This is a genomic window from Streptomyces sp. TLI_105 (assembly GCF_900105415.1).
GTDB lineage: Bacteria > Actinomycetota > Actinomycetes > Streptomycetales > Streptomycetaceae > Streptomyces.
Genome location: NZ_FNSM01000001.1, coordinates 5,524,926 through 5,540,379 on the forward strand (window position 1 = coordinate 5,524,926; position 15,454 = coordinate 5,540,379).

15 protein-coding genes are annotated in these 15,454 nt (G+C 73.4%); 11 read left to right on the forward strand and 4 right to left on the reverse strand.

The features are described from left to right. The first annotated feature begins 34 nt into the window (after positions 1 to 34). Positions 35 to 1,912: an AMP-dependent synthetase/ligase gene (locus tag BLW86_RS25230; protein ID WP_093876152.1), complete on the forward strand. Its 1,878-nt coding sequence runs from the start codon at positions 35 to 37 to the stop codon at positions 1,910 to 1,912. Positions 1,913 to 1,960: 48 nt separating this feature from the next. Then, the gene (gene hemW, locus BLW86_RS25235) at positions 1,961 to 3,193 is read left to right on the forward strand and encodes a radical SAM family heme chaperone HemW (protein ID WP_371129587.1); all 1,233 of its coding nucleotides are present in this window, start codon (positions 1,961 to 1,963) and stop codon (positions 3,191 to 3,193) included. 113 nt (positions 3,194 to 3,306) lie between these two features. Here hemW and BLW86_RS25240 read toward each other — a convergent pair whose 3' ends face one another. The 3 genes from BLW86_RS25240 to BLW86_RS25250 all read right to left on the reverse strand — a co-directional run bounded on the left by BLW86_RS25240 (position 3,307) and on the right by BLW86_RS25250 (position 5,691). Then, positions 3,307 to 3,681 carry a peptidoglycan-binding domain-containing protein gene (locus BLW86_RS25240; RefSeq protein WP_093876154.1) on the reverse strand — a complete coding sequence of 125 codons (375 nt, stop codon included), beginning with the start codon at positions 3,679 to 3,681 and terminating at the stop codon, positions 3,307 to 3,309. Between the two features lie 374 nt (positions 3,682 to 4,055). Then, positions 4,056 to 4,862: a DUF3097 domain-containing protein gene (locus BLW86_RS25245; RefSeq protein ID WP_093876155.1), complete on the reverse strand. Its 807-nt coding sequence runs from the start codon at positions 4,860 to 4,862 to the stop codon at positions 4,056 to 4,058. Positions 4,863 to 4,962: 100 nt separating this feature from the next. Continuing rightward, on the reverse strand, positions 4,963 to 5,691 hold the full coding sequence (locus BLW86_RS25250) for an MBL fold metallo-hydrolase (protein ID WP_093876156.1): 729 nt from the start codon (positions 5,689 to 5,691) through the stop codon (positions 4,963 to 4,965). A gap of 148 nt (positions 5,692 to 5,839) precedes the next feature. On the opposite strand from BLW86_RS25250, the gene hrcA reads away from it, so the two are divergent. From hrcA to BLW86_RS25270, 4 genes are all read left to right on the forward strand, one after another. Continuing rightward, positions 5,840 to 6,859 (forward strand): heat-inducible transcriptional repressor HrcA, encoded by a 1,020-nt coding sequence (hrcA, locus tag BLW86_RS25255; protein WP_093876157.1) that lies wholly within the window; start codon positions 5,840 to 5,842, stop codon positions 6,857 to 6,859. Continuing rightward, positions 6,860 to 7,999: a molecular chaperone DnaJ gene (gene dnaJ / locus BLW86_RS25260; RefSeq protein WP_093876158.1), complete on the forward strand. Its 1,140-nt coding sequence runs from the start codon at positions 6,860 to 6,862 to the stop codon at positions 7,997 to 7,999. A 79-nt stretch (positions 8,000 to 8,078) separates the two neighbouring features. Further along, positions 8,079 to 9,161: a nitronate monooxygenase gene (locus BLW86_RS25265; protein ID WP_093876159.1), complete on the forward strand. Its 1,083-nt coding sequence runs from the start codon at positions 8,079 to 8,081 to the stop codon at positions 9,159 to 9,161. Next, positions 9,158 to 9,901, forward strand: a complete 744-nt coding sequence (locus BLW86_RS25270) for a 16S rRNA (uracil(1498)-N(3))-methyltransferase (protein ID WP_093876160.1) — start codon at positions 9,158 to 9,160, stop codon at positions 9,899 to 9,901. The genes BLW86_RS25265 and BLW86_RS25270 overlap by 4 nt, the downstream gene beginning before the upstream one ends. A 67-nt stretch (positions 9,902 to 9,968) precedes the next feature. On the opposite strand, the gene BLW86_RS25275 is transcribed toward BLW86_RS25270, so the two are convergent. Beyond that, the gene (locus BLW86_RS25275; RefSeq protein ID WP_256341418.1) at positions 9,969 to 10,328 is read right to left on the reverse strand and encodes a hypothetical protein; all 360 of its coding nucleotides are present in this window, start codon (positions 10,326 to 10,328) and stop codon (positions 9,969 to 9,971) included. Between the two features lie 75 nt (positions 10,329 to 10,403). Between BLW86_RS25275 and BLW86_RS25280 the strand changes: the two genes are divergently transcribed. From BLW86_RS25280 to BLW86_RS25300, 5 genes are all read left to right on the forward strand, one after another. Further along, entirely contained in the window at positions 10,404 to 11,816 is a 1,413-nt protein-coding gene (locus tag BLW86_RS25280; RefSeq protein ID WP_093876162.1) for an ATP-binding protein, read from the forward strand. After that, positions 11,813 to 12,907 carry a tetratricopeptide repeat protein gene (locus tag BLW86_RS25285; RefSeq protein WP_093876163.1) on the forward strand — a complete coding sequence of 365 codons (1,095 nt, stop codon included), beginning with the start codon at positions 11,813 to 11,815 and terminating at the stop codon, positions 12,905 to 12,907. Before BLW86_RS25280 ends, BLW86_RS25285 begins: the two co-directional genes overlap by 4 nt. Before the next feature lie 129 nt (positions 12,908 to 13,036). After that, positions 13,037 to 13,396, forward strand: coding sequence for a histidine triad nucleotide-binding protein (locus BLW86_RS25290; RefSeq protein WP_093876164.1), 360 nt, complete (start codon positions 13,037 to 13,039; stop codon positions 13,394 to 13,396). Positions 13,397 to 13,399: 3 nt separating this feature from the next. Then, entirely contained in the window at positions 13,400 to 14,305 is a 906-nt protein-coding gene (locus BLW86_RS25295; protein WP_093876165.1) for a ribonuclease Z, read from the forward strand. 2 nt (positions 14,306 to 14,307) lie between these two features. After that, complete coding sequence (locus BLW86_RS25300; protein ID WP_093876166.1) at positions 14,308 to 15,303, forward strand: adenosine deaminase; 996 nt, start codon at positions 14,308 to 14,310, stop codon at positions 15,301 to 15,303. Positions 15,304 to 15,454: the final 151 nt, after the last annotated feature.

Here is a 15,454-nt window from a genome sequence, read left to right on the forward strand (position 1 = left end):
CACCAGCAGGCACCGCCGCCGCCCGGAGGACGTCGTGAGCGACACACAGACCCAGATCGAGAACCGGCCGCCCTCCGTGGCGACCCTCTTCCTTGAGCGCGTCGAGCGGACCCCGGATGCGGAGGCCTACCGCTACCCGGTTCCCGCCGCCTCCGGCGCCGGCCCGGACGACTGGAAGTCGCTCAGCTGGGGGCAGGCCGCCGAGCGGGTCTACGCGATCGCCGCCGGTCTCGCCGACCTCGGCGTCCAGGCCGAGGAGCGCGTCGCCCTCGCCTCCTCCACCCGGGTGGAGTGGATCCTCTCCGACCTCGGCGTGATGTGCGCGGGCGCCGCGACCACCACGGTCTACCCGCAGACCAACGCCGACGAGTCGGCGTTCATCCTCTCCGACTCCGAGTCGAGGGTCCTCATCGCCGAGGACGCGGCCCAGCTGGCCAAGGCCGTCGAGCGCCGCGCCGAGCTGCCGAACCTCCACCACGTGGTCGTCATCGACGCCACCGGCGTGGAGAGCGACGGCGAGTTCGTCCTCTCCCTCGCGGACCTCGAGGAGCGCGGCAAGGCCTATCTGGTGGAGCACCCCGAGGCGGTCAAGGAGCGGGTCGCCGCGATCACCCCCACGCAGCTCGCCACCCTCATCTACACCTCCGGCACCACCGGCCGCCCCAAGGGCGTCCGCCTCCCGCACGACAACTGGTCGTACATGGCCAAGGCCATCGCCGCCACCGGCCTGCTCACCCAGGACGACGTGTCGTACCTGTGGCTGCCGCTCGCCCACGTCTTCGGCAAGGTCCTCACCTCCGGCCAGATCGAGGTCGGCCACATCGCCGCCGTCGACGGCCGCGTCGACAAGATCATCGAGAACCTGCCGGTCGTCCAGCCGACCTACATGGCGGCCGTGCCCCGCATCTTCGAGAAGGTCTACAACGGGGTCGCCGCCAAGGCCCGCGCGGGCGGCGGCGCCAAGTACAAGATCTTCCAGTGGGCGGTCGGCGTCGCCCGCGAGTACGCCAAGGCCACCCAGGACAACTTCCGCCGCACCGGCACCGCCTCCGCACCCTTCGGCCTCTCCGCGAAGCACAAGGTCGCCGACGCGCTCGTCTACGCCAAGATCCGCGAGGCCTTCGGCGGCAACCTGCGCGCCTGCGTCTCCGGCTCGGCCGCCCTCGCCCCCGAGATCGGCTACTTCTTCGCCGGCGCCGGCATCCACATCCTGGAGGGGTACGGCCTCACCGAGTCCTCCGCGGCCTCCTTCGTCAACCCGGGCGAGGCCTACCGCACCGGCACCGTCGGCAAGCCGCTCCCCGGCACCGAGGTCCGGATCGCCGACGACGGCGAGATCCTGCTGCGCGGCCCCGGCATCATGGAGGGCTACCACGGCCTGCCGGAGAAGACCTCCGAGGTCCTGGAGCCCGACGGCTGGTTCCACACCGGCGACATCGGCGAGCTGTCCGCCGACGGCTACCTCCGGATCACCGACCGGAAGAAGGACCTGATCAAGACGTCCGGCGGCAAGTACATCGCGCCGGCCGAGGTCGAGGGCCAGTTCAAGGCCGTCTGCCCGTTCGTGTCGAACGTCCTCGTCCACGGGGCCGACCGGAACTTCTGCACCGCGCTCATCGCCCTCGATGAGCCCGCCCTCCTCGGCTGGGCCGCCGAGCACGACCTCGGCGGCAAGTCGTACGCGGAGCTCGTCGCCGACCCGCGGACCGAGAAGCTGATCCAGGGCTACGTCGACCGCCTCAACGAGGGCCTCCAGCGCTGGCAGACGATCAAGAAGTTCCGCCTGCTGCCGCGCGACCTCGACATCGAGCACGGCGAGCTCACCCCGTCCCTGAAGCTGAAGCGGCCGGTCGTCGAGCGGGAGTACAAGGACCTCATCGAGGAGATGTACGCGGGGTCCCGCGAGGCCTGACGTCCGGTCCAGGGCCGTCACCCCGGGCAGTACGGGACAATGGGGCTCATGCCTTCCGTACTGCCCGATGGTGAGTCCGTTCCCGACGACGGGGCGCTGCCCCCGCACGCCCTCGAAGGGGCCGGGGAGCGGCCGCTCGGGTTCTACCTGCACGTGCCGTACTGCGCGACGCGCTGCGGCTACTGCGACTTCAACACGTACACGGCGAGCGAGCTGCGCGGCACGGGCGGTGTGCTCGCCTCCCGCGACAACTACGCCGAGCAGGTCGTCGAGGAGATCCGCCTCGCCCGGAAGACCCTCGGCGACGACCCCCGGCCCGTGCGGACCGTCTTCGTCGGCGGCGGCACCCCCACGCTCCTCGCCGCCGGGGACCTCGTGCGGATGCTCGGTGCCATCCGGGACGAGTTCGGGCTCGCGGACGACGCCGAGGTGACGACGGAGGCCAATCCGGACTCCGTCGACCCCGCCTACCTCGCCGAGCTGCGCGCCGGCGGCTTCAACCGGATCTCCTTCGGCATGCAGAGCGCCCGGCAGCACGTCCTGAAGATCCTCGACCGCACGCACACCCCGGGGCGGCCCGAGGCGTGCGTCGGCGAGGCGCGGGCCGCCGGGTTCGAACACGTCAACCTCGATCTCATCTACGGCACGCCCGGCGAGTCCGACGACGACTGGCGGGCCTCGCTGGAAGCGGCGATCGGCGCAGGTCCCGACCACGTGAGCGCCTACGCCCTGATCGTCGAGGAGGGCACGCAGCTCGCCCGGCGCATCCGGCGCGGCGAGGTGCCCATGACCGACGACGACGTCCACGCCGACCGCTACCTGATCGCGGACTCCGTCCTGACCGAGGCCGGTTTCCAGTGGTACGAGGTCTCCAACTGGGCCACCTCCGAGGCCGGCCGCTGCCTCCACAACGAGCTGTACTGGCGCGGCGCCGACTGGTGGGGGGCCGGCCCGGGGGCGCACTCGCACGTGGGCGGCGTCCGCTGGTGGAACGTGAAGCATCCCGGGGCGTACGCGGCGGCGCTGGCCGAGGGCCGGTCGCCCGGCGCCGGGCGGGAGCTGCTGTCCGACGAGGACCGGCGCGTCGAGCGGATCCTCCTGGAGCTGCGGCTGCGGGAGGGCGTCGAGCTGTCGATCCTCAAGCCCGCGGGGCTGGCCGCCGCCGGGCGGGCCCTGTCGGACGGGCTCCTCGACCCCGCCGCCCACGAAGCGGGCCGCGCGGTCCTGACCCTGCGCGGCCGGCTGCTCGCGGACGCGGTGGTGCGGGACCTGGTGGACTAGGACCCGTCCGGAAAGCAGTGCCGTCCGCCCGGCGAGCCGGGCGGACCTTCCGGACAGGCCCCAGGGGGCGAGGGGCGCCTCGCGGACCGGGCCGGACGCACCCCCGGGGCGGGTCAGTGGCTCGGCAGGTACCTGTAGCAGTAGTTCGCCGTCACCGGGTTGTACTCCCGCAGGGTCTCCAGCATCTTGTCGCCGGTGTGGGGCCCGACGACGCCGTCCGCCTGGGAGTCACCCAGCTTCCAGCGCTGGAAGGCGGCCACGCCCCACTGCGTCTGCTCGCCCCAGAAGCCGTCCTCGGCCAGGTCGACGGGGTAGGCGTCGGCCCAGTTCACGGCGATCTGAGCGCACTTCACGCCCTCGCCCCGGCTGCCGTAGGAGAGGTACGGGGCGCCGGGGCGGGCACTGGCGGTGCCCGCCAGGCCCGTCACGGCGACAGCTGTGGCGGACACGAGCAGCGCGGCCCTCGTGAACGCGGGGTGGGAGAACACGGATTCCTCCAGATGACGCGACGGTGGCGGCGCGGCGGAAGGGCGGCGCCGGTGAAGGGCTGCGCCACGCTCGCACGGCCCCGTCCGCCGTGGCACGGATCCGGAGTCCCGAGACGCCGGGACACCCCTGTCCCGGGACGTGAGGGGGTCACGGTGGAGGTGAGAGGTCCAGGGAGGCGCTCCCCGGGGGCGTGCCCGCCCGAGGGTCCTCGCGGCGCCCGCTGCTTGGGGCGCGCGCCCGAGGGTCCTCGCCGTGCCCGCTCCCCGGGGTCGTGCCCGTCCGAGGGTCCTCGCGGTGCTTGCTCCCCGGGGTCGTGCCCGTCCGAGGGTCCTCGCGGCGCCCGCTCCCCGGGGTCGCGCCCGCCCCAGGGCCCTTACGGCGCCGTCACGAAGTCGATCAGTTCCTCCACCCGGCCCAGCAGCTCCGGCTCCAGGTCCTTGTAGGACGTCACGCGCTTGAGGATCGCCTGCCAGACCGCGCCCGTGTTGTCCGAGGGCCAGCCGAGGGCGCGGCAGACGCCCGTCTTCCAGTCCTGGCCGCGGGGGACCGCCGGCCAGGCCGGGATGCCCAGGGAGGACGGTTTCACCGCCTCCCAGACGTCGATGTACGGGTGGCCGACGACCAGGACGTCCGGCGAGGTCACCTGCGCGGCGATCCTCGACTCCTTCGAGCCCGGGACCAGGTGGTCCACCAGGACGCCGAGCCGGGCGTCCGGCCCCGGGGCGAACTCCGCGACGATCGCCGGCAGGTCGTCGACGCCCTCCAGGTACTCCACGACCACGCCCTCGATCCGCAGGTCGTCGCCCCAGACCCGCTCCACGAGCTCCGCGTCGTGGCGGCCCTCGACGTAGATCCGGCCCGCCCGCGCCACGCGCGCGCGTGCGCCCGGGACCGCGATCGAGCCGGAGGCCGTACGGGCGGGGCGCACCGGTCCGCCGGACGCGGGGCGGACCAGGGTCACGACCTTGCCCTCCAGGAGGAAGCCGCGCGGTTCCAGCGGGAAGACCCGGTGCTTGCCGAAGCGATCCTCCAGGGTCACCGTGCCCGCCTCGCAGCGGATCACCGCCCCGCAGAAGCCCGTGGCGACCTCCTCGACGACCAGGTCGTGCTCCGCCGGGATCTCCGGGACGGGCGCCGACTTCTTCCAGGGCGGCGTCAGGTCCGGGTTGTAGCTACGCATGGGCTCCGTTCCGTCCGGGGCGCGGCGGCAGGGGTCTTCTCCGTGGGCGCGCGGCCGAGACGGCGTCAGGTCCGGGACGCGGCCACGCATTTGGGCGACGTTATGCCACGCCGAAGCGGCGTGCCAGTTCATCGCGCTGTGCCCGGACGAACGCGGCGTCCACCACCGCCCCGTGCCCCGGCACGTACGCCGCCTCCTCGCCGCCCAGGGCGAGCAGCCGCTCCAGGGCGTCCGGCCAGCGGGACGGGATCGCGTCCGGGCCCGCCTGCGGCTCGCCCGACTCCTCCACCAGGTCCCCGCAGAAGACGATCTCGCGCGGGCCCGGGACGCAGAGCGCCAGGTCGTGGCCCGTGTGGCCGGGGCCCACGTTCGCCAGGAGGACCTGGCGGCCGCCCAGGTCGAGCGTCCACTCGCCCGTCACCACGTGCCGGGGGGCCACCAGGACGTCCGTCGCCTCCGTCGCCGCCCGCGGATCGACCCCCTGCCGCACCGCGTCCCCGTACAGCTCCTCCCGGGCCCTGGCCCCGCTCATGAGCTCGTCCGAGCCCACCGCGCCGAAGACCTCCGCCCCGGCGAAGGCCGCCGTGCCGAGGACGTGGTCGAAGTGGGGGTGGCTGAGTGCGATGTGCGTCACCTTCCGGCCGCCCGTGAGCGCCGCCACCTGTGCCCGCAGCTCGGCGCCCTCCGCGAGCGAGGACCCCGTGTCGTACAGCAGAACCGCCCGTGTGCCCAGGACCAGCCCCACCGTGGCGTCCCAACCGGGCAGCCGTCGCCGGCCCACCCCGTCCTCGAGCCGCTCCCATCCGTACGCTTCCCAATCCATCTCCATGAGGCGACGCTAACCGGTGCGGGCGCCGCCTCCTTGCCAGGAGCGATGTCCGCCGCCGTACACTGACCGGGGGATCGCTGGCACTCGGACAGGGCGAGTGCCAAAAGCGGAGCAACCGGAACGACGACGCCAGCTGGAGGTGCGCACGATGCTCAGCGAACGCAGACTCGAGGTCCTGCGCGCCATCGTCCAGGACTACGTCGGGACGGAGGAGCCGGTCGGCTCCAAGGCGCTCACCGAGCGCCACAAGCTCGGCGTGTCGCCCGCCACCGTCCGCAACGACATGGCCGTGCTCGAGGAGGAGGGGTACATCGCCCAGCCCCATACGAGCGCCGGGCGCATCCCCACCGACAAGGGCTACCGCCTCTTCGTCGACCGGCTCGCCGGCGTCAAGCCGCTGTCGACGCCCGAGCGGCGGGCCATCCACAACTTCCTCGACGGAGCCGTCGACCTCGACGACGTCGTCGGGCGTACGGTACGACTGCTCGCCCAGCTGACCCGCCAGGTCGCCGTCGTCCAGTACCCCTCGCTGACCCGCTCGACCGTCCGGCACGTGGAGCTGCTCTCGCTGGCCCCCGCCCGCCTGATGCTCGTCCTCATCACGGACACCGGCCGGGTCGAGCAGCGCGTCGTCGACTGCCCCGCGCCCTTCGGCGAGACCTCGCTCGCCGACCTGAGGGCCCGGCTCAACAGCCGGGTCGTCGGCCGCCGGTTCGCCGACGTGCCGCAGCTGGTGCAGGACCTCCCCGAGTCCTTCGAGGAGACCGAGGACCGCGCCACGGTCTCGACCGTGCTCGCGACCCTCCTCGAAACCCTCGTCGAGGAGCACGAGGAGCGGCTGATGATCGGCGGCACCGCCAATCTCGCCCGCTTCGGACACGACTTCCCCCTGATGATCAGGCCCGTCCTGGAAGCTCTGGAGGAGCAGGTCGTGCTCCTCAAGCTGCTCGGCGAGGCCAAGGAATCGGGCATGACCGTACGCATCGGGCACGAGAACGCCCACGAGGGGCTGAGCTCCACGTCCGTCGTCTCGGTCGGCTACGGTTCGGGCGGCGAGGCAGTCGCCAAACTCGGCGTGGTCGGACCGACCCGCATGGACTACCCCGGAACGATGGGAGCGGTACGCGCAGTGGCACGTTACGTCGGACAGATCCTGGCGGAGTCGTAAGTGGCCACGGACTACTACGCCGTACTCGGCGTGCGCCGCGACGCGTCCCAGGACGAGATCAAGAAGGCGTTCCGGAGGCTCGCGCGCGAGCTGCACCCGGACGTCAATCCCGATCCGAAGACGCAGGAACGCTTCAAGGAGATCAACGCCGCCTACGAGGTCCTCTCGGACCCGCAGAAGAAGCAGGTCTACGACCTCGGCGGCGACCCGCTCTCGGCCTCCGGCGGGGGTGGCGCGGGCGGCGGCTTCGGAGCGGGCGGCTTCGGCAACTTCTCCGACATCATGGACGCCTTCTTCGGCACGGCCTCGCAGCGCGGCCCGCGCTCGCGCACCCGCCGCGGCCAGGACGCCATGATCCGCCTGGAGATCGACCTCAACGAGGCGGCCTTCGGCACCACCAAGGACATCCAGGTCGACACGGCCGTGGTCTGCACCACCTGTTCGGGTGAGGGCGCCGCGCCCGGCACCTCCGCGCAGACCTGTGACATGTGCCGCGGCCGCGGCGAGGTCTCCCAGGTCACCCGGTCCTTCCTCGGCCAGGTCATGACCTCCCGCCCCTGCCCGCAGTGCCAGGGCTTCGGCACGGTCGTGCCGACCCCGTGCCCCGAGTGCGCCGGCGACGGCCGCGTGCGGTCCCGCCGCACGCTCACGGTCAAGATCCCGGCCGGTGTCGACAACGGCACCCGCATCCAGCTCGCGGGCGAGGGCGAGGTCGGCCCCGGCGGCGGCCCCGCCGGCGACCTGTACGTCGAGATCCACGAGACCCCGCACGAGGTCTTCCAGCGGCGCGGCGACGACCTGCACTGCACGGTCACCATCCCGATGACGGCGGGCGCGCTCGGCACCAAGGTGCCGCTGCAGACCCTCGACGGCGTCGAGGAGATCGACATCCGCCCGGGCACGCAGTCCGGCCAGTCGATCCCGCTGCACGGGCGCGGCGTCACGCACCTGCGGGGCAACGGCCGGGGCGACCTGATCGTGCACGTCGAGGTGACGACCCCGAGCAAGCTCGACGCGGAGCAGGAGCGCCTCCTGCGCGAGCTGGCCAAGCTGCGCGGCGAGGAACGGCCCACGGGGCAGTTCCAGCCGGGGCAGCAGGGGCTGTTCTCGCGGCTGAAGGACGCGTTCAACGGACGCTGATCCGGGTGTACGGAAAGGGGCGGCGCTCTGGTGCCGCCCCTTTCCCGTACCCGTCCCGGCGGCATGACACGATGCCCATATGTCCACCACCGCACTGAACGATCTCTCTCGGTTTCCGATCGTGCAGGCCCCCATGGCGGGTGGCGCCTCCTGTCCCGAGCTCGTCGGAGCCGTCTGCGAGGCCGGGGCGCTCGGCTTCCTCGCCGCCGGGTACAAGACGGCCGGAGGCCTGTACCAGGAGATCAAGCGGGTGCGCGGGCTCACCGCGCGCCCCTTCGGGGTCAACCTCTTCATGCCGCAGGACGGGCGGCCCGCCGACCCCGCCGCCGTCGAGGTCTACCGCCACCAGCTCGCGGGCGAGGCCACCTGGTACGACACCCCGCTCGGCGAGACCGACGACTCCCGCGACGACGCCTACGACGCCAAGCTGGCCATCCTCCTGGAGGACCCGGTCCCCGTCGTCTCCTTCACCTTCGGCTGCCCCCCGAGGGAGACCTTCCACGCCTTCGACCGCGTCGGTACGTACACGATCGTGACCGTCACCTCCGCCGACGAGGCCCTCGCCGCGCAGGCGGCCGGCGCCGACGCCGTCTGCGTCCAGGGCGTCGAGGCCGGCGGACACCAGGGCACGTACCGCGACGACCCGTCCGACGAAGACGCCCCCGGCACCGGGCTCCTCACCCTCGTCACCCAGGTCCGGGAGGCCGTCGCGCTGCCGATCGTCGCCGCCGGCGGCATCATGCGCGGCGCGCAGATCGCCGCCGTCCTCGCCGCCGGGGCCGAGGCCGCCCAGCTCGGCACCGCCTTCCTCCGCTGCCCCGAGTCGGGCGCCCACCCGCTGCACAAGCAGGCCCTGACGGACCCGCTCTTCACCCGCACCGCCCTCACCCGGGCCTTCTCGGGGCGCCCGGCGCGCGGCCTCGTCAACCGCTTCATGCGCGAGCACGGGCCGTACGCCCCCGCCGCCTACCCCGAGATCCACCACCTCACCGCCCCGCTCCGCAAGGCCGCCGCTGCCGCCGGCGACGCCCAGGGCATGGCCCTGTGGGCCGGTCAGGGCCACCGCCTCGCCCGGGAACTCCCCGCCGGGCAGCTGGTCGAGGTGCTGGCCGCCGAACTCGACACCGCCCTCTCCGAGCTGGCCCCCAGGAGCGCCTCATGACCGCACCCGTCTTCGTCGTCGACACCGTCCCCGGTGCCGGGAGTTTCCTCCTGGACGGGCCCGAGGGGCGGCACGCCGTCTCCGTGAAGCGGCTGCGCGCCGGGGAGGAGCTGGTCCTCGCCGACGGGCGGGGCCGCTGGGCCGAGTGCGTGGTGGTCTCCGCCGAGGGCAAGGACGAGCTCACCGTGCGGGTCGACGAGGTCCACGAGGACCCCGAGGAGGAGCCGCGCGTCACGGTCGTCCAGGCGCTGCCCAAGGGAGACCGGGGCGAACTCGCCGTCGAGACCATGACGGAGACCGGCGTGGACGGGATCGTGCCCTGGGCCGCCTCCCGCTGCATCACCCAGTGGAAGGGCGACCGGGGCCTCAAGGCGCTCGCCAAGTGGCGGTCCACCGCGCGCGAGGCCGGCAAGCAGTCGCGCCGGACCCGCTTCCCCGAGGTCGCCGACCTCATGACGACCAAGCAGGTCGCCGCCCTCCTCGCGGGCGCCGACTTCGCGGCCGTCCTGCACGAGGACCGCGACCACCCCAGCGGGACGCTCGCCACCGCCGACCTCCCGGCGAAGGGCTCGATCGTGCTCGTCGTCGGCCCCGAGGGCGGGGTCTCCCCGGACGAGCTCGCCGCCTTCGAGGCCGCCGGGGCGAAGCCGTACCGCCTCGGCCACAGCGTCCTGCGCACCTCCACGGCAGGCACGGCGGCGACGGCCCTGGTCTTGGGGCGCACCGGCCGCTGGAGCTAGGGGGTGTCCGGAAAGTAGCGCCGTCTGCCCGGACGTCGCGAGCCGGGCGGGACTTTCCGGACAGGCCCTAACCCTCCGCGGGAGCCGTCAGGGTGTCGTAGAGGGGCCAGGCGTCCTCCTCGCGGACGCCGTGGGCGGTGGGAAGGAGGCCGCGGGCCGCCGCCTCCTCCAGGAAGCGGCGTACGACACCGGGCTTGTTCAGGTTCAGGATGTCGCCGCCGGTCGACGCCACGTCGCCCAGGCCGAAGGGGTATCCGGCCACGATGCGGCCCGGCCCGCCCCGGAAGACCAGCCGGAGCTGCGCGTGGCGGTGCTCCGCGCGGCGCAGCGAGAGCACGGTCCGGCAGCCGGGGTGCCGGTGCCGGACGTTCCAGAGCCATACGGTGCCGTCCACGGTCAGTCTGCGCGGTGCGCCTTCCCGTCTCATGCCGCGCACCCTACGCCCCGCGCCCTGCCGAACCCGGTGGACAGCGGACCCCGCACGCTCCTTAGGCTGACCCGCATGGCCGACGAGTCCCCCCTCATCCGCAGTCTGCGCGCCGCCGTGGCCGCCGCCCCCGGTGACGTGCCCCTGCGCCTCCACTTCGCCGAACTCCTCCTCGCCGAGGGGCTGGGCGACGAGGCCGTCGCGGAGGCGGCCGTCGCTCTCCAGCACGCGCCCGGCGACGCGGCCGCCCGCGCGCTGATGGTCCGCGCGATGGGGATGGCCCCGGCGCCCGCGCCGGTCTCCGAAAAGGCCGCCGAGCCCGCGTCGGCTCCGGAAAAGCCCGCCGAGCCCGCCGAGCCCGCCGTGCCGGTCGAGTCCGCGTCGGTTCCGGAAAAGCCCGCGCCGGTCTTCGAAAACCCCGCCTCGGCTCCGGAAAAGCCCGCGCCCGTCTCCGAAAACCCCGCCCCCGCCCCCGAAGAGCCCGTCGTCCCCTCCTTCGACTGGGACGCCGCCGAGCAGCAGGTCCGGGACCTCGTCGGGCCCCGGTTCCTGGACGCCCCGCAGGCCGACGGTGCCGGCGGGACCGCCGGGGACGCCGCCGCCTGGGACGTCGACGCCCCCGGCGCCGTGCGCCTCGCCGACGTCGGCGGCATGGACGAGGTCAAGGAGCGCCTGGAGGCCGCCTTCCTCGCGCCCATGCGCAACCCCGAACTGCGCAGGCTGTACGGCAAGTCGCTCCGCGGCGGCCTCCTCCTCTACGGCCCGCCCGGCTGCGGCAAGACGTTCATCGCGCGGGCCGTCGCGGGCGAGCTCGGCGCGAACTTCCTCACCGTCTCGCTCTCCGACGTCCTCGACATGTGGATCGGGGCCTCCGAGAAGAACATCCACGACATCTTCGAGACCGCCCGCCGCCAGGCGCCCTGCGTCGTCTTCCTCGACGAGCTGGACGCCCTCGGCGCCAAGCGCTCGCGCACCCACCACAGCGGCCTGCGCAACGTCGTCAACCAGCTCCTCACCGAGCTCGACGGCATCGCGAGCGGCGCCGGCAACGAGGGCGTCTTCGTCCTCGCCGCCACCAACGTGCCCTGGGACGTGGACATCGCGCTGCGCCGCCCGGGCCGCCTCGACCGCACGCTGCTCGTGCTGCCGCCGGACGCCGCCGCCCGGGAGTCGATCCTCCGCTACCACCTGCGGGAGCGCCCCATCGAGGCCGTCGACCTCGGCAAACTCGTCAAGGCCACCGAGGACTTCTCCGGCGCGGACCTCGCGCACGTCTGTGAGACGGCCGCCGAGGCCGCGCTCCTCGACTCCGCCCGCACCGGTTCCGTACGCCTGATCACCACCAAGGACCTGCTCGGCGCGGCCCGGCAGATCAAGCCGTCCACGGAGCCGTGGTTCGCCGCCGCCCGGAACGTCGCCATGTTCGCCAACGAGGGCGGTCTGTACGACGACCTCCTCGCCCACCTCAAGCGGAAGCGCAAGCTGTGACCGCCTCCACCGCGCTCGCCCGCGCCGAGGCGCTCTACGAGACCGGGCGGTACGCGCAGGCCGGCGAGCTCGTCGCCCGGCACCTGGCGACCGAACCGGAGGACGCCGAGGCGCTCGTCCTGCTCGCCCGCTGCCACCACCGGGCCGGCGACCGGACCGCCGCCCTCGCCGCCGTCGACCAGGCGCTGCGGGCCGAGCCCGAGCTGCTCGGGGGCTGGCTGATGCGGGTCCACGTCCTGCTCGCCGACCGACGGTTCCAGGAGGCCGAGGCCACCGCCCGGCACGCCGTCGCACTCGCCCCGCAGTACTGGGGCACCCACTACGCGCTCGGCACCGCCCTCGCCGAGCACGCCGAACACGCGCGCACGCCCGCGCGTACCGTCGAGGCGTACGAGGCGGCGCGGACCGCCGTCGGCCTCGCCCCCGAGGAGGACGCGGCCCACTTCCTGGTCGGCCTCACCGCCCAGCGGCGCGGCGACCACGCCACCGCGCAGCGGGCGTACGAGACGACCCTGCGGCTCAACCCGCAGAGCAGCGAGGCCCACAACAACCTCTCGCTGCTGCGGCTGCGCCGCCGCTGGTTCCGGCGCGGGGCCTGGACGCAGGCCGCCGAGGGCTTCGTCGCCTCCGCCGCGCTCGACCTCCACGACCGCAAGGCCCGCTACAACCTGGAGGCCATGGCCTGGAACACCGCCGCCGGGGCCCGCTGGGTCGCCCTCGTCGGCTTCCTGGCCTCCGCCGTCGCCATCGCCGCGATCCCCGGCCGCGCGACCTGGGCGGACGCGGCCGTGCCGCTCCTGGTCGGCGGGGCCGTGATCCTCGGCGCCTGGGCCGGGTGGGGGGTGTGGATGGCCCGCCGGGTGCCGCCCCGGCTGCGCCGGCCCCTGCTCCTCGTGGCCCGCAACTGCCGGCCCGTGCTGTTCATGGCGGGGGCCGTCGGACTCCTCGGCCTCTACTCGCTCGTCTCGCTCGCCCTGTGGTCCTTCGACTCGGGCGTGGTGAGCGGATTCGGCACGCCCCTCTTCTGGGGCGTGATCATCACGTACTGGGTGAGCCGCTCGGCGCTCAACCGCCGCGCACCCAAGGAGTAGGCCTTCCCCCGGCCCGTGGGGTTTTCCGTCGGCTGTCGGAGGCGGCGGATAGCATGACCGGGTAGTTGATCGTCAAGGCACGGCCAGTACATGGTCAGTGATCGCCATCAGACCGAGGAGGCCCGGGACATGGCCGGAGAGCCGCAGAGCGACTGCCTGTTCTGCAAGATCGTGGAAGGGGAGGTGCCGGCGACGATCGTGCGCGAGACGGAGACCACCGTCGCGTTCCGCGACATCAACCCGCAGGCGCCGACGCACGTCCTCGTGATCCCGCGCCTGCACTACCCCGACGCCGCGTCGCTGGCCGCCGCCGCGCCGACCGTCGCCGCCGACATACTGCGCGAGGCGGGCGAGGTCGCCGAGCAGGAGAAGATCGACGGCAGCGGCTTCCGGATCGTCTTCAACACCGGCGCGGGCGCCGGCCAGACCGTCTTCCACGCCCACGCGCACGTCCTCGGCGGCCGCGGCCTCAACTGGCCCCCCGGGTAACCCGTGTCCGTACGCGAACTGGTCGTCCTCGGGACCGCGAGCCAGGTGCCGACCCGGCACCGCAACCACAACGGCTACGTGCTGCGCTGGGACGGAAAGGGCATCCTCTTCGACCCGGGCGAGGGCACCCAGCGCCAGATGCTGAGGGCCGGGGTCGCCGCGCACGACCTCGACCGGATCTGCGTCACGCACTTCCACGGCGACCACTCGCTCGGCCTGGCCGGGGTGATCCAGCGGATCAACCTCGACCAGGTCCCCCACCCGGTCACCGCCCACTACCCGGCGAGCGGGCAGCACTTCTTCGAGCGGCTGCGGTACGCCACGGCCTACCGCGAGACCGTGCGGCTGACCGAGGCCCCGGTGGCCGCCGACGGGCCGCTCGCCGTCACCGGGTCCTTCACCCTGGACGCCCGCCGGCTCTCCCACCCCGTCGAGTCCTACGGCTACCGGATCATCGAGCCCGACGGGCGCCGCCTCCTGCCCGAGAAGCTCGCCGCGCACGGCATCAAGGGCCCCGACGTCGGCCGGATCCAGCGCGACGGCAGCCTCGACGGCGTCTCCCTCGACGACGTCAGCGAGGTCCGGCGCGGGCAGCGCTTCGCCTTCGTCATGGACACCCGGCTCTGCGACGGGGTGCACGCCCTCGCCGAAGGCGCCGACATGCTCGTCATCGAGTCGACCTTCCTCGACGAGGACGTCCGGCTCGCCACCGACCACGGCCACCTGACGGTCGGACAGGCCGCCACCGTCGCACGCGACGCGGGCGTCCGGCACCTCGTCCTGACCCACTTCTCGCAGCGCTACTCCGACCCCACCGCCTTCGAACGGCAGGCGCGGGCGGCCGGGTTCGACGGCGAGCTGAGCATCGCCCAGGACCTCATGAGGGTCCCCGTACCGAAACGAACGTGAACATGCCTGTACCCAAGGCCGAACTGCACCTCCACATCGAAGGCACCCTCGAACCCGAGCTCGCCTTCGCGCTCGCCGCCCGCAACGGCGTCACCCTGCCGTACGCGGACACCGAGGCCCTCCGCGAGGCGTACAGCTTCAGCGACCTCCAGTCCTTCCTGGACCTCTACTACAACCTGATGGCGGTCCTGCGCACCGCCGAGGACTTCACCGAGCTCGCCGACGCCTACCTGGAGCGGGCCGCGGCCCAGGGCGTCCGGCACGCCGAGATCTTCTTCGACCCGCAGGCGCACACCGCCCGCGGCGTCCCGATCGGCACCGTGATCGAGGGCCTCGGCGCCTCCCTCGACCGCGCCGAGGAGCGGTACGGGATCTCCACCCGGCTCATCCTGTGCTTCCTGCGCGACGAGTCGGCCGAGTCGGCGCTCGCGACCCTGGACGCCGCGAAGCCGTACCTGCACCGGATCACCGGGGTCGGCCTGGACTCGGCGGAGGTCGGCCACCCGCCGGCCAAGTTCCGCGAGGTGTACGAGGAGGCCGCCCGGCTCGGCCTGCGCCGCGTCGCCCACGCGGGCGAGGAGGGCCCGGCGGCCTACGTCCGCGAGGCGCTCGACGTGCTCGGAGCGGAGCGGATCGACCACGGGCTGCGCTGCATGGAGGACCCGGAGCTCGTCGACCGGCTGGCCCGCGAGCGGATCCCGCTGACGGTGTGCCCCTTCTCGAACGTCCGGCTCCGCGTCATCGACGCCCTCGCCGACCATCCGCTCGCCGCGATGATGTCGGCGGGGCTGCTCGTCACCGTCAACTCCGACGACCCCGCGTACTTCGGCGGGTACGCGGGCGACAACTTCGACGGGGTGCGCGACGCGCTGGGCCTGTCGCCGGAGCAGCTCCGCGAGCTGGCGCGGAACTCCTTCCGGGCGTCGTTCCTGGAGGACGACGAGGAGCGGCGGGCGCGGTACCTCGCCGAGGTGGAGGCGTACGAGTTCGACGCGTAGCGGCGGTTTTCCGCCGTACCGGCTCCGCGGGTTTCGCCGTACCGGCTCCGCGGGCTCCCCGCGCGGTGATACTGGGCGCCGACAGTCGTCTCGGGGGGAGCACAGGGTGTCAGACGCGTCCGGTCCCACGGGGGACTCCACGAGCACGGAC